Consider the following 23,483-nt stretch of genomic DNA (forward strand, 5'->3'; position numbering starts at 1 on the left):
ACAAACAAATGCGAAACCCGTTTTAATCGGCCACTATACCTTAAACGGACGCCCTGCAAAAAAATCACAGTCGGTTGTTTGTGTTGATTACAATGCCGCAAAAGCAGATAACCCCTTAGTTGCCTATGAAGTGTGCCTGGCCGCTGAAAGTACAACAAATTTTGGGGATGAGTGTAATTTTCATTACATTAATAAAGCCAATTATGCGGGAGTTATTTTAATGGCAGGAAGCATAATAATAAAACGATTATAGAGATTAAAATGGAGTGAAAATATGCCAGGTAAATTTGAGCAAATACCTATTATTACATATAGACATAGAGGCATAGATTTTATATCCGCACGAAGCTAAACGGGGCGACTATGATGTATTAGATTAGATCAAATCTGTCATTGAGATGGCATAAATATTCGCCAGTTAAGATATTACTGTATTAGATGATGATGAAATTAAAAGAGAGCTCAGCCAATCTCCGCTATTAAAAAAAAGATAAAGGATTACATTAAAATGCAATGAATCGAGTTTTACCTTTGTAAATTTTAATTTTGAAACAAATGACTAACGCATTAATTGACTTGCACCCATATGATAATGATTTTTGCTCTTAACAAGGCACATTTTTTCTAAATTAGATTAATAAAGGATAAGTTTAATAAGTTAAGTTAAATTATCGTTTAAATTCTGCTTCTGCAAAATACTTCAATCGTTATTAAAATCCTCTATTAGTAAAGACGGTTAAATTCAAACGGGCTGAATTACCTCCATGGGCTATTACTCGAAAAAATCCCTATAAAATTTATCGTCTATTTGCTTATAAACCTGCTAGCAAGGCTTCACGGTATAAAGCACATTATTCAAACTTATTTACTCTTAATATTTCAGATTATGCCAATGGTCATACTCATTATTAACAATTTTGCGTAAGGTATATAGAGACAGATTTTTGATTTGAAATATCAGATACTCCAAAGTGTGTTAATTAACTTTTTAAATATATTTAATGATATTAATCGTTATTGTAGAAGTATTATTTTTCAAATATAAACGCTGCAATAAAATTAAAAAAAGTGATTTATACGCTTTTGTATTAGACGGTAGTAAAAGAGCTTTATAAAGAATATTCACCCGCTCACTCTCAATATCACCAATGAAGAGGTAATAAGATTTATTTATTAGAAGGAGATTATTTTACAAATATAAAAAGAGAAAATAAGAACAAATAGTTTATTTAATATAATTCTAAAAATTTTAATTGTGCTTGTTAGGCTAATCAAAATCATGATGATTTACTTAAACGAGAGGAACCTACAAATAAAAAATTAACGGAAAAGACAACGAGCGTTAAAAGTGAAAATCTTAAAGCGATACTATTTTTATTTCATGCGGATCTTGACCCTAAGACTGCCTCTGCAGTTAAAAACACATTTAAACTAGATATTTTTACAGCTTAAAAATAAAAAAATATTATTCTGATAACAGCAGCTAAAGAGGATGTTATTTCTTATGGGAAAACAACGGAATAATCTAATATTTTTAAGTTATCAATTTTTATAAATGCAGATGCTCATTTTGAATGAGCTTTAATTGCTGTCGCTCAAAAAAATTTAGAAGATACTAATAAAAACGTTCGTAAATTAAAAATACTTTAAATAAAATAGAGAGTGATCAATAAAACAGATGTAACGCTACTATTTTTTAAGACGATAAAATATTTTAAAAAAAATGATTCTTTGATTCTAATAAGAGGAGTTATGGGCTGCAATTATTGAATGGATAGAGACAAAATTGTTTTTAAAGAAATAGAACGGTAAATCGAAACTACCCGTTTGAATATAATGACATTAATTTATTGCTTGAATTACCTATTCCCCCTTATGGACTTCAATAATCATAATCCAAGTTGTTACCTTTGGGTTTTTTCATTTAAGAGAAAAAAGCTGGTGGCTGATAGCAACCTTAATGGTTTTATAGAATGGAAGACTACCTTTCTATAATTCAAAATTCCTGCAATAGATAACGAAGGCATTCGCGAAATAGGACGCTGACGAAGAGTAAATTTGAATATTGTCTAAATAAATTGAACGCCCACATCAATAATCTCAATTTAACTTGTGCTTATTGATATCTAAATATTTACAATTACCTTTGAGCTTCGATGAACTATTAGCGCCACGTTCATTGATAAAGCTGGTGGCCATTCAATGGAAGGAATAGGCAGTTTGGTCCTTCATAGCATATTTACGCATCGTCAAGGATTTTACCAAACCTGCCGGATATCGAATGGACATCATCCATCACCGCCAACAAACAAGGAATCAACACCAGAGTGATTGGAGTCGCGAACAAAATGCCATAACCCATCACCAGCGCCATAGGTGCCGAAAATGGATCGGCACCACCAAGACCATAGGCCATTGGTAACAAACCAGCCACGGTAGTGATAGAGGTCAAAACGATAGGGCGTAGCCTGATTTGAGCTGCGCTGATGATCTGTTCGTGAGCACTTAACGCACTCTGGGGGAGGCATGCGGTTGACCAGGTTCACCAGAATAAGCGAATTATTCTGCTCTAATTGAACTGGATACTTTAATTTTGGATAATACGTCCACTATCGATGTGAACATTACTATAACCCTTAGATAGTGTAATCAAATGAGCTTCCGGCTCGCCGAAGGTAAGTTAACTAATTTCAGTGTAGTCCGTCTATTCTTTATAGTTACGATGGCGTAACAAATTCAGGGTATTGCTATAATTTAGTGAGGAAATGTCTTTTGTCACTTTTATCCTGTACTACAATCATCAGTACCAAGAGTAAATTTTTTCGTATAATAAAAAAAAGCTAATTAATGATTGATTTCCCCAATGGATAATGGCCTAATGCTTTTCCATTTTTCACCTATCGATTTGAATATGAAGCGATTTGTCACATTAATATTGATGCTCACAGCACTGATAGCTTTCACCCAGAAAGTCACGGCGTTTGCACCTCTATTAGAAAGTGAAATGGTTTCGATGATGAATTGCACAATGTCTGCGGGTCTAAACGAACCAAAAATGGAGATGAGTCAAACAGATTGTGGTGGTGATGGAATGCCTAATAGCATGGATTGCCAAAGCTATTGTGTAACCTCTGAGATTCATTTTATCGGACATGATCCCTTGGTTAATCAACCAGAGTTACAACTTCCTTACCAAACGCGCATTTCTGGCACCCCTTATTACCTTCCTGAGCCCTTATATCGTCCTCCCTTTATAGGTTAACTGTTTTTTTGTTCAGTTTTTAGCTGAATCAAGGTTTTGATTTTTAGTGCGTTAATTCGCCTCTTTATCAAAAAACAGATTGATTTATTTTTACCGAACTCCTGTATTTAAAGCTTCTTGTTGTTCTTTTTTTGAAAAAAGAGATGAGTTGGCAATAAAAAGGAGTTTGTAATAAAGGAAAGTGATGATGAAAATCACCTCATATGTTTTATTAAAAAACCATTTTGCTGTTAATACACTATTTAACAGCCTGTTTAGTTTAACGTTTTTGTTTAGTTTTAATCTTTTTGCACAGGGCATTAGTCTTCATGATGCTGAGCAGATGGCGATTAAATCCGACCCCGCACAGCAAATCTATCAATCCCAACAAGCTGCATTGATTGCACAGGGCATTGCCGGCTCTACGCTGGCCGACCCTATGGTAAAGCTGGGCATGGCTAACGTGCCGACGGATAGTTTTCAATTAGATCAAGATCCTATGACCCAAATCAGCGTTGGCTTATCACAACAATTTAGTCGTGGTTCGCAACGTGAATTGACTCAGGAAGGCTTTAATCAACGCGCTGATATGACGGTTTCTTTAGGCTTAGATCGCCAGTTAAATGTTAAAAAAAGCGTGCGTGAGCTGTGGCTTAAAATTCTGTTTATCGATAAATCATTACGAATAGTAAAAGAAAATAAAAAACTATTTTCAGGTTTTTACCGAGATTTGCAGGCGAAATTTTCTTTAGGACTTACTGAGCACGAAGATTTAATTTTAGCAGAAATTGAGATCAGTAAATTTGATGAAAAACTTGCTGCGTTAAATCAACAATCACTTAATTATCGCAGTTTGTTAAGTGAGCATATCGGCGAATATGCCTATCAGCCACTGCCGAGTGCAATACCGCAATGGCCACAAACCCTGTCCTATGTAAAGGCCGTTAATGCCAAAAATACCGAGCATTATGAATTGCTTAGCAATCACCCGAAAGCCCAAATGTTAGTGCAGAGTATAACACTGGCGGATAACGGCATCGAACTTGCTGAGCAGAATTACAAACCCGGTTTTAAACTGGAAGTGGGTTACGGACATCGCTTAAGTGAGACTGATATGGGAAAACCAAGATCGGATCTATTGAGCGCTTTTGTGTCTATGGATATTCCGTTATTTACCGATAAACGCCAAGATCAAAAACTTATCTCTGCGCAATATAACAAAGGGCAGAAGCAAGCTGAACATCGTTTGTTATTGCGCCAGCTTAATGCGTTATTAAATGCTGAAATCAGTAATTATCAGCAACTTCAATCGCGTCAAATCCGTTACCAGGATAGTCTTCTGAAACAGGCTAAACTGCATGCCAGACTGTTAGAGCAAAGTTATCAATCTAATACGCGTCCTTTCAAAGAGGTTATTGATGCCTACATCCATGAGCAGAATCTGACCTTAGAATATCAACAACTGTATTTCGATGGCCTTAAAAGCCTGTCTAACATCCGTTATTTCCAGGCACTTTAATAGGAAAATATTATGCGTTATTTATTAGTCTTAATTGTTGGTTTATTTTTGGGGATCGTCGCGACCAAGAATCAGCAAATCAATAGTTTGTTTAGTACAACACAAAAAACAGCAGAGCCAGAAGTTTTGTATTGGGTTGCCCCGATGGATGCCAATTATCAGCGTGACAAACCGGGTAAATCGCCGATGGGCATGGATTTAGTGCCTGTTTATGCAGAAGCTGAAAAAGCTGAGCCTAAAATTTTATATTGGGTTGCCCCGATGGATGCGAATTATCAGCGAGATAAACCGGGTAAGTCCCCGATGGGCATGGACTTAGTCCCTGTCTACGAGGAAGCAGGCGGCGAGTCTGAAGCGGGCTTAGTTAAAATCTCACCGGCGGTTGAAAATAATCTTGGCGTACGTACAGGAAAGGTAGTTAATGCACCGTTAAATATCTCCATCAATACATTAGGGACAGTGCAGGCCAATGAGAATGGGCTGTGGCAAATCAATAGCCGAGTCTCGGGATGGATTGAAAAACTGTATGTTAAATCCGTGGGCGTTGAAGTTAAAAAAGGGCAGCCCCTGTTTGATCTTTATTCCCCGGAGTTGGTGAAAGCACAGGAATCATTATTTAATGCGATGAACTTAAATCGTAACAATTTAATTACTTCGTCAAAAGCGCGTTTACAGGCATTAGGGGTAAATAAAGATCAAATTGAAAATATAATAAAAAATAAAAAAGTATTACAAAATATCACCGTTTTCGCACCGCAAAAAGGCACTATTTCGAAGCTTAAATTAAATGAAGGAGCGTTTATTTCGCCTTCTACTGTGGTTATCACCGCGGTTAATTTAGATACGGTTTGGGTGGACGTTGAAGTGTTTGCCGCACAAGTATCATTAGTTAAGCTCGGCGATTTAGCCTCTATGACCTTAGATTATTTTCCGGGGCAGAAATGGGAAGGGCAGGTTGATTTTATCTACCCTGAAATGAACGCCAGTAATCGTACCCTGAGGGTTCGTCTGCAATTTGATAATCCCACTGCGTTATTAAAACTGAATATGTTTGCCAGTGTCACGCTGATCCCGCAAATGAAGCAAAGAACACTGCAAATTCCTCGGGAAGCGGTAATTTATGCCGGTAACATGAATCGCGTCGTATTAGCCTTAGGTGAGGGTAATTTTAAGTCTGTGCTGGTTAATTTAGGGCTGGAAAACAAACAATCCGTGGAAGTTTTGTCGGGTTTAAGTGAAGGGCAGGAAATAGTTACCTCGGCGCAATTTCTATTAGATTCAGAATCCAGCATCAGTGCAGATTTTGGGCGAATGTTAGAGCTTGATAAAAACAAAAAAAGTCAGCCTGAGTCCGATTCAAGCAATGAAGATGATGATTTAGATTGGCTCGATTTAGGTGAGCAGTCTGATTTCGGTTTATCAGGAAACAACACTTCAGGACCCGTTGCTCGGAAGGTGACATTATGATTGGTAAAATTATAAATTGGTCAATTAAAAACCGTATTCTGGTTTTATTGATAACCGCAGCGATTGTCGCTTACGGGGTGTTCTCTGTTCAGAAAACACCGATTGACGCCATTCCGGATCTTAGTGATGTGCAGGTTATTATTAAAACCAGCTATCCCGGACAAGCGCCGCAGGTGGTTGAAGATCAGGTTACTTACCCGTTAACGACTGCTATGTTATCGGTGCCGGGCGCAAAAACCGTGCGTGGTTATTCATTTTTTGGTGACTCTTACGTCTATATCATCTTTGATGATAATACCGACATGTATTGGGCGCGTTCACGTGTTTTGGAATATTTGTCGCAAGTTGCGCCAGATTTGCCTGAGGCGGCACGCTCAGCGTTAGGGCCTGATGCCACAGGCGTGGGCTGGGTATTTAGTTATGTGTTAGTTGATAAAAGCGGAAAACATGATTTAAGTGAACTAACTAGTTTACAGAATTGGTTTTTAAAGTTTGAGCTACAGACTGTCCCTGGTGTCTCGGAAGTGGCGACCGTCGGTGGTATGGTCAAGCAGTATCAAGTACGTGTTGATCCTAATAAATTACGTGCTTATAACCTGCCCCTTAACAAAATCACTAGTGCCATTCAGCAAGCCAACCAGGAAAGTGGCGCCAGTGTCATTGAGATGGGGGAAGCTGAGTATATGGTGCGCACTTCCGGTTATATTTCATCCATTGCTGATCTTAAAGCTATTCCGTTACAAGTAAATGCACAAGGTACACCACTTTTATTAGGTGATGTGGCGACCATCAATTTAGGTCCGCAAATGCGCCGCGGTATTACCGAACTGAACGGTGAAGGTGAAGTAGTCAGTGGCGTGATTGTGATGCGCTTTGGCGAAAATGCACAAGGCGTCATTGCAGCGGTTAAAGACAAACTCAAAACGCTGCAAAAAAGTTTGCCGGAGGGGGTGGAAATTATACCTACCTATGATCGTTCTGAATTAATTAATAGTGCAGTACAGAACCTTTACTATAAATTACTCGAAGAGTTTATTGTGGTGATTCTGGTTTGTGCCGCTTTCTTGTTTCACTTTCGTTCATCATTAGTGGTGCTGTTAAGCCTACCGGTGGGGATCTTTGTCGCCTTTATTATTATGTCGTGGCAGGGCATTAACGCCAATATCATGTCATTAGGGGGAATAGCGATTGCCATTGGCGCAATGGTGGATGGCGCCATTGTAATGATCGAAAACGTGCATAAACACATGGAAAAAACCGAGCTGACCGATGAAAATCGCTGGCAGGTTATCAGCAAAGCGACACTTGAGGTTGGCCCGGCGCTGTTTTTCTCATTGCTGATTATTACTTTTAGTTTCTTACCCGTTTTTGCCTTAGAGGGACAGTCGGGCAAGATGTTCTCACCATTGGCATTCACCAAAACCTATGCGATGGCCGCTTCTGCAGGTTTAGCAATCACTTTAATTCCAGTATTAATGGGCTATTTCATTCGCGGTAAAGTATTACCTGAACACAAAAACCCCTTAAACCGTTTTCTGGTGGCTTTATATAAACCTGTGTTGGCCTTTAGTTTACGCTTTCCGTTATTAGCAATCAGCTTTGCATTTCTGGTGTTATTGGTTGGATTCTATCCGGTGAGTAAAATTGGCAGCGAGTTTATTCCACCGCTTGATGAAGGCGATCTCATGTATATGCCGACCACTTATCCGGGTATTTCTATCGGTAAAGCGCGCGAGTTATTACAGCAAACCAACAAGCTGATTAAAACTGTGCCGGAAGTGAAAACCGTGTGGGGGAAAATAGGACGAGCGGAAACTGCGACCGATCCAGCGCCCTTAACCATGATTGAAACGACTATCCAATTTATACCTAAAGATCAATGGCGCGCGGGCATGACAAAAAAAATGATCATCGATGAGCTGGATAGCCTGATTCAGTTCCCCGGTTTAACCAACGCTTGGGTAATGCCGATTAAAACGCGTATCGATATGTTGGCCACGGGCATTAAAACACCGATTGGCATCAAAATAGCCGGTGCAGATTTAGGTGAGATTGAAAAAATTGGCAAGCAGATTGAGACTATTCTAAAAGATGTCGAAGGCACTGCATCGGTGTACGCAGAGCGGGTAACGGGAGGGCGTTATGTCAAAGTGGATATAGACCGTCAAAAGGCTGGACGTTATGGGCTTAACATTGCTGAAATACAACAGCTAGTTGCCGTGGCTATTGGTGGTAAAAATATCACCGAAACCATTGAAGGGTTAGAGCGTTATCCGGTTAACTTACGTTACCCGAATGATTATCGCGATTCGCTCAGTGCACTAAAACGCCTGCCGATTGTGACCCCAAGCAAAATGAATATCAGCTTAAGCGACGTGGCTAATGTTTATATAGAGGCGGGGGCGCCTATGATTAAAACAGAAAATGCGCGTCTTAATGGTTGGATTTTTGTCGATATAGAAAATGTTGATTTGGGCTCATACGTTAAAGATGCACAGCGGATTGTGAATGAGCAAGTAATCTTACCGGGAGGATATTCACTGGTTTGGTCCGGACAATATGAATATATGGAAAAGGCCAATGCGCGTTTGGCAAAAGTCATTCCTGTGACGCTGGTTATTATCGTTATTCTGCTGTATATGGCCTTCCGCCGAGTCGGAGAAGTCTTGCTGATTTTATCCACATTGCCCTTTGCATTAATGGGGGGGATTTGGTTGATGTTCTTCCTTGGTTTTAACTTTTCCGTTGCAGTCGGGGTGGGATTTATCGCACTGGCAGGGGTGTCGATAGAAATTGGCGTGATTATGCTTTTGTATTTAAACCAATCATTAGAAGCTAAAAAACTTCAATGTCTTGAGCATTTTAATGTTAATGATTTAAAAGAAGCAGTAATTGAAGGTGCCGGGTTACGTGTACGGCCGGTGATGATGACAGTGGCCGTAGTAGTAATGGGCTTAGTCCCTATTATGTATGGCGATGGTACTGGATCATCGGTCATGCAGCGGATAGCGACACCTATGATCGGCGGTATGATCAGTGCCATTATTTTGACCCTGCTTATTTTACCTGCGGTGTATTTCCAATGGAAAAAAATCAGTCTGCGTAAGCAATTTAATATGAAATAACAGTAATATGTTGAATCATCTTTTATCAAAAAGGGTGATTCATCTTATCAATCATTAACACTACAAAAAAAATAATTTAAAAGGAAAACAAAGATGAACATTAAAAAAAGTAAAATAGCATTAGCACTGGGTGCTTTATTATTTTTATCTGTGCCGCTTTCAAGCGCATTGGCTGATCAAAATCACAATGACGTTAAAGTGGCGCAGAGGGGAGACACTATGGAGTTTATTAAAAGTGAACTGCGCGGTTATGTAAAAGGAGTTAAAAGTGATGATGCGCAGAAAATGCAGCAGCATCTTAATAAGCTCTTAACCTTAAGTACAATGCCAGCTAATCAAACAGCAGATAAAATGAACAACATGCCTGCTGCAAGTATGGGTCATGAGCAGATGGGGATGTCTGAAATGGAGCATGCCAATATGGGTCAGGATGATATGGGCATGGATCATTCTAATATGACTGATAGCGATATGGCGATGGATCATTCTAATATGGCTGATAGCGATATGAAAATGGACGGTGCCTCCCATGATATGTCGACTATGGAAGGCATGAGTCCTGCACAACATCAGCATATGCTCTATATGCAGGGTATTGCCGGGCTTAATGATCTGTTTAAGCAGTTAGAGAAAGCGCAGGATAAAACTGAAATCAAATTTATTTTGGGTAAAGTTAAAGCGCAGCTTAAAAAGAATCAATAATTATTCGCTTGAGATTGTAATTAATCCTGAAGGTCTCTATTTAACAGCTGCTTTTTATTTCGCTCACTCTCACTAAAAGGTTTAAGTGAATGAGATATAAAAGCAGATATGCGAAACAATGAAATTTTTTAAAATTGTAGCAATATTAACTTTAGCTTTAATAAGTAACCTGAGATCGGGTTATTTAGAAATAACGCGGCCCTATTATCCGTCATCATCGAGGTGTTTTGTCGGGGCTAAGCGTGCCTGACGTATTTTCGGAACTGGGCCTTCGGGTTCGGCGCTTGCTAATTTCTAGGACTTATGTCGATTACCACTAGTCTCGCTTTTGCCCGCCTGAAGGCGGGATTCCAATTTGGCGTGCCACTTAACAGTGGTATTTTTGTGTTTTTAGGCACTGAGCTGCTATGCGAAATGTGCACTGGAGAGGGCACGCAGAACTTAGCCCGTTCATAACATTGAACTGCCGTAAATGACTCAGGGCGTCCTTTCCTACGCCTGTCAGGTCATTGTCGTAAATTCCAACGTTCAAATTTGTTCCTGACAAATTTGTCACTTCCCGATCAATTCCCCTTATGCTTTGTCGCTTGTATCTAGGCACTCTAATAACCATAATTCACTATTAATATTTCATTCTCAGCTTGACCTTCCCCTAAGAGTAATGACTAAGCTTGTTTTTAAGATTACAGTCGAAACTGAATTAAGGAGGGCGTTATGTATTTAGATCAAGAAAAAAAACAAAACCTGTTACACATATTTAATTTAGTCAGCACTAAGGGCAGTAAGACTGATGGCGTTTATGAGCTTTCAGGTGTACGTGCATCTTATGATTTCGACGGATATACCTGCTGGTTAGCCTATCGAGATTTGACTGTCACGCTCATGTTTCACGGTTCATATGATTTTGACTATCAACACAAAGAGACGCTGGAATTTTTTTTTAAATTAGTATCAAATTTATTGGCTGAAAAAGATAATTTATAAAGCCCAAACAATAACGATAGGCGACTCTGTGAATTTATTTTTAGAAAAATTTTGCCATTTAGACAAATTAAAAAAAACGTTATAAATAATTTAAATATTATCTTCTCAGCTTGACCTTCCCCTAAGAGTAATGACTAAGCTTGTTCTTAAGGTGACAGTCGAAACTGAATTAAGGAGGTTGTATGTCTTTATCCGCAAGCTTAAAATTACCTATAGAGGGGATGACCTGCACGGGTTGTGCGAGTCGATTACAAACCGCACTCAATGCAATAGAAGGAATTAATGCTGAAGTGAGTTTTGCAGCCAAGAGTGCAGAATTCACTATTGATGGCAGTGTCGATTATGATGGCACTTTAAAATCTATTCTGATGTTGATTGAACAAAAAGGCTACAAAACAGCATCTTCACCGGAAGACGATGTATTGAATAACAGTCAGTCAGTCGCCCCCTCTCCGACAAATAAAGCGCCTCATGACTCCCAAACAAAAACACAAGAGTTACTTTTAGAGGGGGTGACCTGCGCAAGCTGCGTCAGCAAAATAGAAAAAGCCTTAAATGCACTGCCTGATGTTCAACAGGCGCAAATAAACTTTGCTCTCAGAACCGCCTCTATTACCGGTGATGTTGAGACAGAAACGCTAATAAAAACCATTGAAGCGGCTGGGTATAATGCTAAAAGTACAGACAATGCCAGTGACGAGACGCTACTCGATGAAAAAGAGAAAGCCGATCAAAAGTATTATCGACAACTAATATTACAGGTGTGGATCGGTTTAGGTTTAGGGATCCCATTAATGGCGTATGGTCTTTTAGGAGGACCGATGACAGTCAATTCACCTATAGAGCGGGGTGTTTGGTTGGTCATAGGCCTTATCTGTGCGGCCGTAATGTATTTTGCAGGTAAACATTTTTATCTCGGTGCATGGAAATCTTTTGTTAATCACAATGCGAATATGGATACTTTAATTGCGTTAGGGACTGGCACTGCATGGTTATATTCAATGATTGTCGTTATTTATCCGCTGGCTTTACCTGAAATGGCAAGACATGTCTATTTTGAAGCGACCGCAATGATCATTGGTTTAATTAATTTAGGTCTAGCGCTTGAAGTCAAAGCACGTGGTCGTACTAGCGAAGCGATACAGCGATTAATTGGCTTACAGCCAAAAACAGCACGCGTTATTCGTGATGGCAACGATATTGATATAGCCATTGAACAAGTCTTATTAAATGATCTGGTTCGCGTTCGCCCCGGTGAATGTATCCCTGTTGATGGCATAGTTAACGAAGGAAAAACAACCATTGATGAGTCGATGCTAACTGGCGAGCCAATGCCGGTCAAAAAATCACAAGGTGATGAGATTGTTGCCGGCTCCATCAATAAAAGTGGATCTATTATTTTTAAGGCCACTCGCGTCGGTAAAGATACAGCGCTCGCACAAATAATTAAGATGGTTAAACGAGCACAAAACTCTAAACCGCCGATCGGACGATTAGCTGATATTATCGCTTCTTATTTTGTCCCCGTTATTATGATTATTTCAATTACCAGTGCATTGGTCTGGTTAAACTTTGGCCCGGAACCCAGTATTGCTTTTGCCGTTGTATCAGCAACAACAATACTTATTATTGCCTGTCCATGTGCATTAGGGCTGGCAACACCTATGTCGGTGATGGTTGGGGTGGGTAAAGCCGCGGAAGCTGGCGTCCTTATTCGCAATGGCGAAGCCCTACAAAATGCTTCAAAAATCACCACTATGATCCTGGATAAAACCGGCACTATTACCTTAGGTCAGCCTAAAGTAACGGATATTTATCGCGTTAATTCAATGGACGAAAACCAGATCTTGCAATTAGTCGCAAGTTTAGAAATCGGCTCTGAACATCCACTGGCAGAAGCCATTGTGGAATCCGCAAATGAACGAGGTTTACAAACAGATAAAGTCGAACATTTTAACGCCATTGCTGGCCAAGGCGTAGAGGGGATCGTTGGCGATAAAGGTTTATTTTTTGGCAATCAAAAACTAATGGTTGAGCAAGGTATCAGTGTTAATAAAGAAGCTCAGGATGTGAGCCTGAAAATGGCAGGCGAGGCTAAAACCCCCATGTTTTTCGCTATTGATGGTGAGTTAGCCGCGGTTATCGCCGTTGCCGATCCGATCAAAGAAGATTCTATTTCGGCTATCAAACGCTTACAAAAAAATGGTATTCGGGTGGTTATGCTCACCGGAGATAATCAGGCGACGGCAAAAGCGGTGGCACAAAAAGTAGGTATAACAGATTTTTTTGCTGAAGTACTACCGGATGAAAAATCAAAAAAAGTGGCTGAATTACAAGCTCAAGGTGAAATAGTCGGTATGACAGGCGACGGCATTAACGATGCGCCGGCACTTGCGCTGGCTAATGTTGGTTTTGCAATTGGTACAGGGACCGATGTGGCAATAGAAAGTGCAGATATAACATTAATGCGCGGCTCTTTACATGGCCTTGCCGATGCCATTTCCGTGAGTAAAGCCACCTTGCGTAATATTAAACAAAATCTAGTGGGTGCCTTTATTTATAACGCGGCAGGTGTACCGCTCGCCGCGGGAATTTTATTCCCCTTCTTTGGACTGTTACTTAATCCTGTTATTGCAGGCGCGGCAATGGCATTTTCATCTTTAACCGTGGTCAGTAATGCTAACCGTTTACGGTTTTTTAAACCACAAGATCATTAGGAGAAAATTATGTTCATTATTAACTTGGTTGGAATTGGTTTAATTCTTTTAATAGTCTGGTGGTTTTGGCTTTACTCTTCGAAGAACGAGCAAAAAATGTCAGCAAATAAAACCAATGGAGAGATCAGTATTGTTGTGCAAGATGGTGTTTATCAACCATCAACAATAGCACTAAGCACGAGCACTGGCACGACACTTAAATTTACACGTAAAGATCCCAGCCCCTGTGCAGCAACGGTCATCTTTCCTGATTTTGAAATAAGTGAGGAATTACCCTTAAACAAAACCATTGAAATTTCACTCCCTATGATGAAAAAAGGGAAATATGTATTTCACTGTCAAATGCAAATGTACAAAGGTTATCTAATAGTTGAATAAATAAAATTGCCAATGTTTTTTAAATGCGGTCAACATAAATATTGAGGTAATTACTATGATCAATAAATTTAAGATATTTTTATCCACGCCTAAAGGCTGGCTAATTTTAACGGCAGTAATAAGCCTTGTTTACTATTTACTGACTAAACATAATCAGCATTTTTTCGAGTATTTACCTTTTGCAATTCTATCCATCGGGCGAAGTACTCCATCTAAGTCTTGCGAGCAGAAGCGAGTAAATTTAGTAGGGGAGTATGTCAATATTATGTCCTGTCATGCACCTGTTTATGCATGGAGGCCATCATAATAAAGATAATAAATAGAAAATATTTTCACCATTTTCTAAGTAAAACATAAAAGAGAAGGAGGAAATCATGAATGATTTCGAGCACCGAGTAGGTGTGACAGAAGTTAATTTAGTTATTCGAAAACTTCAACTAAAAGGGCTAACTGAATTTAACCTAGCTAAAATCATCTCTGAAATAGATCAAACTGTTGGCATTGAGAGCGTAACGCTTGATATTAAAGACGGCCTACTGCACATAGCTTATGATGTGACTCATATAAATTTAGATGCAATAAAACTCGTCGTAGTTAAGCATGGTGCAGCGTTCTCTGAGGGGTGGTGGAACCATTTTAAAGAAGGATATTATAATTTCGTCGATCAAAATATGAAGGACAATATCAAACATAAGCCATCTTGTTGCAGTCGACCACCGCCTGGAAGCACGAAACACAAATAGCGAATAAGTTAATTGTGTTTCGTTAACGATCTAAAAAATCGATAGTTAAAAAACAACAATATAAAGGAGCCCAGTCATGCTAACTATCAGCCAAGCAGCCAAAGAAACGGGTTTATCTGTAAAATCTATCCGTTATTACGAACAGATAGGTTTAACCTATCCACCTCCTCGTGGTGAAAATGATTACCGCTATTATCCAAGTGCTTTAATCAAACGACTGCATTTTATAAAAAAAACCAAAGACGCAGGTTTTAGTTTAAAAGAAAGTAAAAAATTATTAGCATTAGCTGAAAATAGTGGAAGAAGAAGTGCCGATGTCAAAGCACTTCTGTCTCAAAAAATTGAAGAATTACAAATAAAAATAAAGAGGGAACAAGCACTACTAAAGAGTTTAAAAAACATCACCCTAAAATGTTGTGGAAATGACAAGCCAAACTGTCCAATTATTGATGAATTTGCAAATTAAGGGCGAGGTGAAATTTGATTGATTCTTTTATTTAAGGTTACGGCCTCAAATATCCCCTCAAATTTTAATACTTACGAGCTCATTGGGAGTATGAGTAAAAAAGCTGTTGTTGGGATAACGTAGTAGCAGAAAGCTTTTTTCCCCCTGAAGCAAGAAAAAAGAGTGTACTGGAACAGCTACGATGCACAACAAGATATATTGAATGACATAACCATGTAGTACAACGGTGATCGACTTCACTATTTCTTGGAATATTGTAGTCCAAATGATTTTTAAATGATGAACGGCATTTGAAAAAAGTAGCTTAAGTAGAGTGTGTTAATTTAGTTGGCCGCGTCACTATAACCATTTCAGCAACGTGTAAAATATATCCCTGTACTTTAAAAATTGAGAGGATAACTAATGTCATTAAAAAAAGTAACAGCAATTTTTGATGAATTAAGACTGAGTAATGTAGAGGATACTCTGCGTAAGCACTCAATAATAGGATACACCATTCATAAAACAGAGGGGCGAGGCGCTTATGTTGATACCTACAATAAAAATAAACTTTCTCCTCATATTCAAATGGACATTTACACCAGTGATAAATACGCCGCTAAAGTAGCCAAGATAATTATTAATGCGGCATATACCAATACAGAAGACGAAGGTTTAGTGAGTATCACTTCTGTCGATGAATTGTTTTGGATACACACTAAACATGCTGTTCAAGAAGATGAATTTAAAATAATCGAACCAGAGAATAACTAAATACACAAAGTTATTTTATTAACAATTCTATTTTCCTGCGGCAGTATTCTACATATAGGCGAAATTGTTTATAAAGGGATGGTTAATAAAACTTATCTCTATTCTGTTAAGTTATTATTAACCTCAGTTTTGGATAAGAATATTCAATAAGAAGGGTACTGATTGCTTGTTACAAAATCTGATCTATCAACCAAAAAAGATTAGCACAAGTCGGAACGAGCACGGAAAAATTAATTGAAACTTACCGCGATGGCGACGATCTTTGCCAATTTTTTATTGAACAGAGGCAACAGACCTTATTAGAAAATGTAAAGATTGCTCTCAAGGCCAGTTATCTCATAATGTATCTCCATTCTAGTAGATGACAAATAACCTTGAAAAAATTAAAATAGTTTAGGGTATTTATTATTCTGCTTGTGACAGAATTTCATATTTACCTTGCAGTTTTGCGTGCTCTCGTTGCAAGCTATCGAACTCTTCTTTTTTTCTAATTTAACAATGTATTCTTTTGAAAACGCTAGTTCCGTTTAAATCTTTATGTTTTCAGTTTTTAAGTCATTATTCTGTTGCTCCTGAAGAGCATTCATTTCTTGTCATTTATCGATGGTACTTCATCCTGATTAGTCGTTATAAATGCAGGCTTTGATTGGTATCGAAAAAACAGGTTACAGGCGATAAATCGTTATTGCGTAGAGCGCTGCAAAACCTAGCAGCATCAACAGCACAACGGGTTTTGCCTGACGTAAAAATACCGGTAGCCAGTTTGCTTTCAGGATATAGCTCGCAGTCAGTACCATTAACACACCGGAACAGAACGCCGCAATCCCCCAAAATTCTCTGAAGTGCTGGCTCGCGTACCAGAATATATTCCACAACCCCGCTGCAAGCAGAATAACCCCAATGGTATAGCGAATGGGCCGAGGGCATGCTTTTGCCAGCGGTGGTGCTGCGACGATTAAACCTACGATCATGCAGGCGGTAATAATGGTTCCCATGGGTATCATAAGGTTGACTTCAATTTCGTATTGATCAGGTCTGTCATTATATTTAACCTCAAAAGGGGATGACCGATGCAGAGCTTGGCCACCCGGTAGAATCCAAGGCGTGTGATAATCCGATTGCCAAGTAGTATCAGTTAGGCCAACAGTTCAATGTCACCGGAAATCCAGCGTTGATTTTCACCCGGTTACCACCCGGCAGAGCGGCTGACTGCCAAAAATAGCCGCCTGGCTGAGCAGTGATTCAAGGCAGGTGACAGCGCGGTTTCTAACGCTGTGACCCCAATTACATATTGTGCACTTTCTTTACGATGCCATTTTGCTTCTGAACCTCTCTGATGAAAGATACAATTCGAGGCATATCTGAGAATCCAATCTCAGGTTGTGCTGGCATATTTCCGTATGGCCAATGATGTTGCTGAACACCCTTGGTTACCGCTCTGGAAAAAGCGCCATTACCATGATGACCAGAGTTATAAGTCTGATGAATCAACGGTGGCCCAGAGTGTGTTCCTTGACCGTCGATGCCGTGGCAGGCACCGCAGCTTTCATTAAAAATCTGCTGTCCTGCCGCCGCACGCGGTGACAATTCCCCTACTTTGACGTCAACATGCCCCTTAAAATGCTCAGCCCATACCGGTGAAGCACTCAAGGTGGAAATAAGCGCGAATAAAATAACTTTGTTCATGATTTTTCCCTATTTTTTGATTATTGAATGTCAGTCAAAGCGAATCTTTCGTTAATTAAATTTGTTGAACGGCAGACGCCTGCGCCCTCGTTTATTAATGTCTGTCAATTTAGCACAGCCGATTCTTCAGAGGCTCATGCCTTGTGCATAACTCTCCAAGTTAAAGTCAATCATATCATACCCAAAAAAGACCGTACTGCTCAAGAATTTTGCACATTAAAGCTATTTAAAAAAGAAGAAGTGCAGTCAAGTGCACATAGAATAGGGAGAAAACCTCATAGCAATTTTCATGACGAAAATTGCTATGAGGGGCTTTCAAAATGTGCCACTAGCGATTGGGAACCGTTTGAGGAGTGAAAAAAGGGCGCCTATGTCAATATATTTCAGCACAGGACTTTTCGGTGCTAGGGTCTTAACTACTTTTAGTAGTCGTTCCCGTTATTGCCATTGTCTATCTCCATATGCAGAGGATTTATTTAAAATGTTGTTAATATAGTCATAAATAAAGCATAAACAGCCAACATAAAGCGCGAAAGATTAATAGTGTGTTTTATTATGTTACAGTCATGCCTTTAATATGATTCATTCTTTTTCAGTGAGGTCTTTACCTGAGCATTGGGGATTAACGGCTGGAAAAATTTGGGCAACAGTGCTGCTATGCCAGGGGCAAGAAATACACAAACACAGTGGGTTCTAGAATGATCAACTTGTTTTTAACTAAAAGAGTAATGAGATAAAAATGAAAATATTTAAAATGATAGCCATATTAAGTTTGGTTGTAGTCAGTAATTTAGTGAGCGCTCATTCAGGGCTGAAACACTCAACACCAGAAAATGGCGCTATGTTAATTCAGCCTCCTGAAGACTTGACCCTTGAATTTACTACACAAGTTAAATTGGTCAGATTGCAATTAATAGATCAATCTGGAAATTCAATTAAACTTAACGCTAAACCAAGTAACGACTTTAAAGCTGCATTTAGTATCGCATTGCCTGTACTTGAGACGGGCACTTATAAGGTTAAGTGGTTGGCGATGGGGAAAGATGCTCATAAACTGCAAGGAAACATTCCCTTCACGGTTAAGGACGCTGGTATGGCAAAAATACCTGCTATTTCAGACGCAGACAATGAGACTTAGTTAGAGTGTCTATGATGGAAATTACTCTTTGGGATTATAGTAATATAATATCCAAGTGGTTGATGTATATTGGGATAGCCGCCGCGATTGGCGGCCCTTTTATTGCTGCTTTAATAAATACCCCCGTTAATAAAAAGTCACTTCTTAATTATATTGTGATAAGTAGTGTGTTAGGTTTTGCCGCAGTCATCATAAACTTTTTCATTCAGGTTGGTGCCTTTTCTGAAACTGGCTTATCAGGTATGTTTGATGCTGGATTGATAAGCTTTCTTTGGCAAAGTGCGGTGGGTGATTCTGTTTTATGGCGTTTGCTCGCCTTTACCGTTTTAGGCTTTGCATTATTGTGGGACAATCTTAATGCAAAATACGGAACCTTTAGCTTCAAAGATGCAACTTTCACATTTTTATATGTGGCGGCTATTGTTAGCTTTGCATATTCATTTACCTTTATAGGCCATAGTGCCGTTATAGGTGGCGCCGCAAAGTGGTTGCTGGCTTTTCATATTATCACTGTGTCTTGGTGGGTAGGTGCACTATACCCTTTATGGCTTAGTTGCAAATTATTGCAGCCACCTGCGCTGTATAAGTTGATGTGCTTATTTGGTAAAATTGCGATGTTTATGGTGGGCATTTTAATCGCTTGTGGCATAGGTTTGTTATATTTATTTTTAGAAAATCCACTGGCGTTATTGACCACAACCTATGGTCTGGCCATGCTCCTAAAACTGATTTTTGTCGGTAGTATTTTGTTAATTGCCGCTTACCATAAATTCCGACTTGTAGAAGAAATACAACAACAAGCAGGTATCAAAAAACTACAAAAATCAATAAAGAATGAAATGCTAATTGCAGTGGTGATTTTAACTATTACCGCTGTGTTATCATCGATTTTAGGGCCCGAATAGCTTAGCTTAACGCCATGCGCAACTTTAAATACAAATTACATGTTCGAGTTGCAGTGGCTTATTTTTTAAGTAAGATATTGGCAAGCATGCCCAATACATGCGCTAATATCTTGCGACTTAATCGACCTGTTAGCTGACCTTCGCGCTATGTCTTCCTATTCTAAAGGATGAAAAATTTAACTTTTACGAATTTAAAATAGTTAGGCTATTTATTATCCTGTTTGTGACAGAATTTTATATTTACCTTGCAGTTTTGCGTGCTCTCGTTGCAAGCTATCGAGCTCTTCTTTTTTCTTTTCTAATTTATTAATCTGTACTTTTGAAAATTCTAGTTTAGCTTGAACCTTTATGTCTTCAGTTTTTAAGTCATTGAGCTGTTGCTCTTGAATAGCATTCATTTCTTGTAATTTATCGATTTTACTTTCACGATTTTTAATCGAATCACTTGCATCTTGTTCGAATTATTCAAATTCTGTATTTATATTCATCAATTGTTGAAGAAACCCTTTTTTCAGCTAGCTGCTGGGCAATGTCATAACTTGATTTAGTTATTGAGTTAAGTGAGTGATGACTTGTTTACTAAGTCGATCTAAATAATCTTCAATCTCAGTCGGTAATACTATTTCATGTTCGTCTTCGCCATTAGAGGCAGATCCTTTTTTATATTTATTCCACACAGTCCGGATCCTTGGATACCACCTCGGTCACCCAGCTTGGTTCTTATTGAACCCGGGTTTACAGCCTTGCCTAATTGTTCAATTTCTAGGCCTGCACTAATTATCTCTTCTTCAGTAACTTCTGAAAGCCTTGCCATAACGAAATCATCATTAGTTTATTTTTTATGTGGTGTTATTAAGCTCTGGTAAACAAACGACCGAGACAACACCAACGAATCGTTGAGGTTATATTACAACCTCATATGGTGAACCTAGGCGAATTAGCTATCATTGGCATTATATTATGTTTTTTTATGGGCGTTCCTATCTGCCGTCGTGCAATGGTGGCGTTCTAACAAACTACTTAGGCGTATTAATGCTACTTCACATTCCCTATTGGCGTCGAACGCTAGGCTGATTGAAACTGAATTGCTGTTGGCATTTTCGTTAGTCATTTTTAAACCTATCTCGGTACTATCAACAGGGCTTGCCAAAAATATTTCCTCCCAACAATTACATATAGTATGTCTTCATGAAGAGGTGCATGCACAGTATAGAGATGGGTTCTATAAGTGGGCTTTGAGGTTTATATCTGCCTTTCATTGGAGCAACCGGCAGATCAGCAAGTTGCCAACTCGGCCCAAAGTAATATTATCGTTGCGGAAACGATTGTCCGAGTGAAACAGCTCATGGGTTCTGCCTGCGACGAAGAATCGCTATGTCAATTCTTAGATTCTGATCTCGAGCAACGTGTTCACTCTCTATTAGAACAAGCACCTGGCAATTCTTTACCCAGGCACTCTATTCTATGGGGTTTAATTTCCTTTTTTGCTCTCACTGTTTGTGGATCAGCTCCCCTTCACAATACCATTGAGGCCTTAATCACATTATAAACATGCTGTTCGCTTTCTACATGCCCTAATAAAAACCTATCGACGCTCGGTTTTTATTAGGACATACTCCCTTCGCTAAATTATGAATACAACACATTCGTGTTGATATAAATACTAACGATAAGATTTACGAGGAAACTTATACCATGTTTAAAAGTATTATTACAACCGTTGTTATTACGATCACCATGTTTCTATCGACTGCCGCCTACAGCAGTGCAGGTCATAGCCACGGCCCTTCAACCGCCCCTAGCAATGAACAAATAATATCAAAAGCGTTTCAGGATTTATCCACCATTGTTAATAAGTCTGAACTAGTGGAAGGTCAAGCATTGAACGAAAGCTGGAAAGAGGTAACTGATAAAAAAATTCAGGAAAAATCATTAAGATACTATATCGTTGCTTTTACAAATACTGTTGAGAAAAAAACACTCTATATCCTATTGAATAGTAAAGGCACTTATATGGGAGTAAATTTTAATGGGAAATTTGAAAAATTATAGCACTGACATTTTCTTTAGCTATCACCATTAAAGACGATAAGGAAACTAACCGCTATGCTGTTTAAGTCAATATCACCAATTCGCCTCCTCTTGCTGCTCTTTGCTTGCAGCTTTTCGGCAACGCTTTTTGCCCACGGTGTAGACGAGAGTACCAAACAGTTTTTACTGGTGAATGAGGGCGTTTCGATCATCCCATATATGTATATTGGCGCTAAGCACATGGTGACCGGTTACGATCATTTACTGTTTCTCGTAGGGGTTATCTTTTTCCTCTATAGAGCAAAAGACGTCATGGTCTATGTGACACTCTTTACTATTGGTCATAGTTTAACGCTGATGTTCGGTGTCTTGTATAATATGTCGGTAAATCCCTATTTGATCGATGCAATTATTGGATTCTCTATCATCTATAAAGGCTTTGATAATCTGGGCGGTTTTAAACGGATATTTGGCTTTCAGCCTAATACTAAAGCGGCGGTGATGATTTTTGGCTTGTTTCATGGATTTGGTTTAGCGACCAAAATACAGGAGTTCGACATTCCACAGGCTGGCTTAATAGAAAACCTTATTGCCTTTAACGTCGGTGTTGAACTAGGCCAATTTTCAGCCTTGATCTTAGTTCTCTTAGCACTCAGTTTTTGGCGAAAGTATCCCAGTTTCTTACGTTTTTCAACGGCAACGAACGCGCTGCTTATGAGTAGCGGGGTGATGCTGGTTGGCTTTCAACTCACAGGTTTTTTTACAACGGTTTAAGGTGAATATATGTCTCAACTAGAACAGAAAGGAAGTGCTCAGCATGAGCCACAGCACTCCGTGCAATCAACTCAAACGTTAGTAAAAGTAAGTGCCTTTGCCGGACTTTTTGGGGCGCTCATATTAATGGTAGCAATATTACCTGCCGAATATGATATTGACCCGACGGGTATAGGGGCCGCTTTGGGGTTAACCAAGTTGGCAAATGCGGCGTCGGTTAATCCCATTAAACAGACAATGTCAGGGCAGGCGGCTGAATTTCAAGAGCATAATACTGAAATTACGGTCCCCGCTGGAGCGGGCTTGGAATATAAGCTCAGTCTGCTGAAAGGTAATGCCATTCGTTATTCCTGGAAATCGTCAGGTGGAAAACTCTTTTTTGATTTTCACGGTGAACCCAAAGGTGATACGACCGGTTATTTTGAAAGCTATACGGTAAGTACCACCGATGCTATCAAAGGTTCACTGACAGCTCCCTTTGATGGCGCACATGGCTGGTATTGGAAGAACAACGGGAGTTCGCCTATTACGATAGCACTGGAAATTGAAGGGAACTATAAAATTATAGGCATCAAGTAAACGCGTTATTTGATGAAAAAGTAATGCACTAATTTAAGTATCTAGGAAGGTTATATTAAATATTTTACTCGTGCAGGAAAAATGTTGATCTTAACTCGCTTTTTGGGGATTAGTGGTCGCTTGGGGGGATCTCTCTCATAAGATTAGCCTTCTGCATGTATAAGCACACGATTTTTTTTGCCTTACTTTCTGCGGCTCTATTTGGAGCCGCTACCCCCGCAAGTAAGTGGTTTTTGGCTGGATTAACCCCATTCCAATTGGCTGGTTTTTTATAT

22 protein-coding genes and 3 pseudogenes are annotated in these 23,483 nt (G+C 39.2%); 19 read left to right on the forward strand and 6 right to left on the reverse strand.

What is annotated here, in order from left to right; translation table 11 throughout:
- Positions 1-2,239: 2,239 nt before the first annotated feature.
- A pseudogene (locus CXF72_RS19405) lies at positions 2,240-2,503 on the reverse strand (efflux RND transporter permease subunit); the annotation flags it as partial.
- A 360-nt stretch (positions 2,504-2,863) separates the two neighbouring features.
- On the opposite strand from CXF72_RS19405, the gene CXF72_RS13350 reads away from it, so the two are divergent.
- From CXF72_RS13350 to CXF72_RS13405, 14 genes and pseudogenes are all read left to right on the forward strand, one after another.
- Positions 2,864-3,262 carry a hypothetical protein gene (locus CXF72_RS13350; protein WP_157823261.1) on the forward strand — a complete coding sequence of 133 codons (399 nt, stop codon included), beginning with the start codon at positions 2,864-2,866 and terminating at the stop codon, positions 3,260-3,262.
- 184 nt (positions 3,263-3,446) lie between these two features.
- The gene (locus tag CXF72_RS13355) at positions 3,447-4,760 is read left to right on the forward strand and encodes a TolC family protein (RefSeq protein ID WP_101039511.1); all 1,314 of its coding nucleotides are present in this window, start codon (positions 3,447-3,449) and stop codon (positions 4,758-4,760) included.
- Between the two features lie 12 nt (positions 4,761-4,772).
- Positions 4,773-6,227 carry an efflux RND transporter periplasmic adaptor subunit gene (locus CXF72_RS13360; RefSeq protein ID WP_101039513.1) on the forward strand — a complete coding sequence of 485 codons (1,455 nt, stop codon included), beginning with the start codon at positions 4,773-4,775 and terminating at the stop codon, positions 6,225-6,227.
- Positions 6,224-9,352, forward strand: coding sequence for an efflux RND transporter permease subunit (locus CXF72_RS13365; protein WP_101039515.1), 3,129 nt, complete (start codon positions 6,224-6,226; stop codon positions 9,350-9,352). The genes CXF72_RS13360 and CXF72_RS13365 overlap by 4 nt, the downstream gene beginning before the upstream one ends.
- 93 nt (positions 9,353-9,445) lie before the next feature.
- A complete protein-coding gene (locus CXF72_RS13370) occupies positions 9,446-10,054 on the forward strand; it encodes a hypothetical protein (RefSeq protein WP_101039517.1) in 609 nt (202 codons plus the stop codon).
- Between the two features lie 303 nt (positions 10,055-10,357).
- Positions 10,358-10,510: a hypothetical protein gene (locus tag CXF72_RS19410; RefSeq protein ID WP_157823262.1), complete on the forward strand. Its 153-nt coding sequence runs from the start codon at positions 10,358-10,360 to the stop codon at positions 10,508-10,510.
- Between the two features lie 258 nt (positions 10,511-10,768).
- On the forward strand, positions 10,769-11,038 hold the full coding sequence (locus tag CXF72_RS13375) for a DUF3081 domain-containing protein (RefSeq protein WP_101039519.1): 270 nt from the start codon (positions 10,769-10,771) through the stop codon (positions 11,036-11,038).
- Positions 11,039-11,220: 182 nt separating this feature from the next.
- A complete protein-coding gene (locus CXF72_RS13380; protein ID WP_101039521.1) occupies positions 11,221-13,755 on the forward strand; it encodes a heavy metal translocating P-type ATPase in 2,535 nt (844 codons plus the stop codon).
- 9 nt (positions 13,756-13,764) lie between these two features.
- Positions 13,765-14,133: a cupredoxin domain-containing protein gene (locus CXF72_RS13385; protein ID WP_101039523.1), complete on the forward strand. Its 369-nt coding sequence runs from the start codon at positions 13,765-13,767 to the stop codon at positions 14,131-14,133.
- Between the two features lie 55 nt (positions 14,134-14,188).
- A pseudogene (locus CXF72_RS20290) lies at positions 14,189-14,311 on the forward strand (DUF2933 domain-containing protein); the annotation flags it as partial.
- A 76-nt stretch (positions 14,312-14,387) separates the two neighbouring features.
- On the forward strand, positions 14,388-14,456 hold the full coding sequence (locus CXF72_RS20295; RefSeq protein WP_442966047.1) for a DUF2933 domain-containing protein: 69 nt from the start codon (positions 14,388-14,390) through the stop codon (positions 14,454-14,456).
- A 51-nt stretch (positions 14,457-14,507) separates the two neighbouring features.
- Positions 14,508-14,876 carry a hypothetical protein gene (locus tag CXF72_RS13395; protein ID WP_101039527.1) on the forward strand — a complete coding sequence of 123 codons (369 nt, stop codon included), beginning with the start codon at positions 14,508-14,510 and terminating at the stop codon, positions 14,874-14,876.
- A gap of 76 nt (positions 14,877-14,952) precedes the next feature.
- A complete protein-coding gene (locus tag CXF72_RS13400; RefSeq protein ID WP_101039529.1) occupies positions 14,953-15,342 on the forward strand; it encodes a MerR family transcriptional regulator in 390 nt (129 codons plus the stop codon).
- A 402-nt stretch (positions 15,343-15,744) separates the two neighbouring features.
- Positions 15,745-16,095 carry a P-II family nitrogen regulator gene (locus CXF72_RS13405; RefSeq protein WP_101039531.1) on the forward strand — a complete coding sequence of 117 codons (351 nt, stop codon included), beginning with the start codon at positions 15,745-15,747 and terminating at the stop codon, positions 16,093-16,095.
- A 665-nt stretch (positions 16,096-16,760) separates the two neighbouring features.
- On the opposite strand, the gene CXF72_RS13410 is transcribed toward CXF72_RS13405, so the two are convergent.
- Together CXF72_RS13410 and CXF72_RS13415 are read right to left on the reverse strand one after the other, a co-directional pair.
- Positions 16,761-17,090, reverse strand: coding sequence for a hypothetical protein (locus CXF72_RS13410; protein WP_101039533.1), 330 nt, complete (start codon positions 17,088-17,090; stop codon positions 16,761-16,763).
- 289 nt (positions 17,091-17,379) lie between these two features.
- Positions 17,380-17,781: a c-type cytochrome gene (locus CXF72_RS13415; protein WP_101039535.1), complete on the reverse strand. Its 402-nt coding sequence runs from the start codon at positions 17,779-17,781 to the stop codon at positions 17,380-17,382.
- 739 nt (positions 17,782-18,520) lie between these two features.
- Here CXF72_RS13415 and CXF72_RS13425 point away from each other — a divergent pair.
- Both CXF72_RS13425 and CXF72_RS13430 read left to right on the forward strand, forming a co-directional pair.
- Complete coding sequence (locus CXF72_RS13425) at positions 18,521-18,919, forward strand: copper resistance CopC family protein (protein ID WP_101039539.1); 399 nt, start codon at positions 18,521-18,523, stop codon at positions 18,917-18,919.
- An 11-nt stretch (positions 18,920-18,930) separates the two neighbouring features.
- Positions 18,931-19,824 carry a copper resistance D family protein gene (locus CXF72_RS13430; RefSeq protein ID WP_101039540.1) on the forward strand — a complete coding sequence of 298 codons (894 nt, stop codon included), beginning with the start codon at positions 18,931-18,933 and terminating at the stop codon, positions 19,822-19,824.
- 24 nt (positions 19,825-19,848) lie between these two features.
- Here the strand turns inward: CXF72_RS13430 and CXF72_RS20300 are convergent.
- From CXF72_RS20300 to CXF72_RS20065, 3 genes and pseudogenes are all read right to left on the reverse strand, one after another.
- Positions 19,849-19,957 (reverse strand): annotated as a pseudogene (locus tag CXF72_RS20300) (IS982 family transposase); the annotation flags it as partial.
- A gap of 79 nt (positions 19,958-20,036) precedes the next feature.
- Positions 20,037-20,222, reverse strand: coding sequence for a hypothetical protein (locus CXF72_RS13435; protein ID WP_101039542.1), 186 nt, complete (start codon positions 20,220-20,222; stop codon positions 20,037-20,039).
- 150 nt (positions 20,223-20,372) lie between these two features.
- The gene (locus CXF72_RS20065; protein ID WP_269801189.1) at positions 20,373-20,501 is read right to left on the reverse strand and encodes a hypothetical protein; all 129 of its coding nucleotides are present in this window, start codon (positions 20,499-20,501) and stop codon (positions 20,373-20,375) included.
- Positions 20,502-21,519: 1,018 nt separating this feature from the next.
- On the opposite strand from CXF72_RS20065, the gene CXF72_RS13450 reads away from it, so the two are divergent.
- From CXF72_RS13450 to CXF72_RS13460, 3 genes are read left to right on the forward strand one after another with little or no spacing between them, the layout of a single operon-like run.
- Positions 21,520-21,876: a DUF6488 family protein gene (locus tag CXF72_RS13450; RefSeq protein WP_101039548.1), complete on the forward strand. Its 357-nt coding sequence runs from the start codon at positions 21,520-21,522 to the stop codon at positions 21,874-21,876.
- Between the two features lie 54 nt (positions 21,877-21,930).
- Complete coding sequence (locus CXF72_RS13455; RefSeq protein ID WP_101039550.1) at positions 21,931-22,629, forward strand: HupE/UreJ family protein; 699 nt, start codon at positions 21,931-21,933, stop codon at positions 22,627-22,629.
- Positions 22,630-22,638: 9 nt separating this feature from the next.
- Positions 22,639-23,208: a hypothetical protein gene (locus CXF72_RS13460; RefSeq protein ID WP_101039552.1), complete on the forward strand. Its 570-nt coding sequence runs from the start codon at positions 22,639-22,641 to the stop codon at positions 23,206-23,208.
- Positions 23,209-23,483 lie beyond the last annotated feature (275 nt).

This window comes from Psychromonas sp. MB-3u-54, from assembly GCF_002836415.1.
In the GTDB taxonomy this organism is placed as follows: Bacteria; Pseudomonadota; Gammaproteobacteria; order Enterobacterales; family Psychromonadaceae; genus Psychromonas.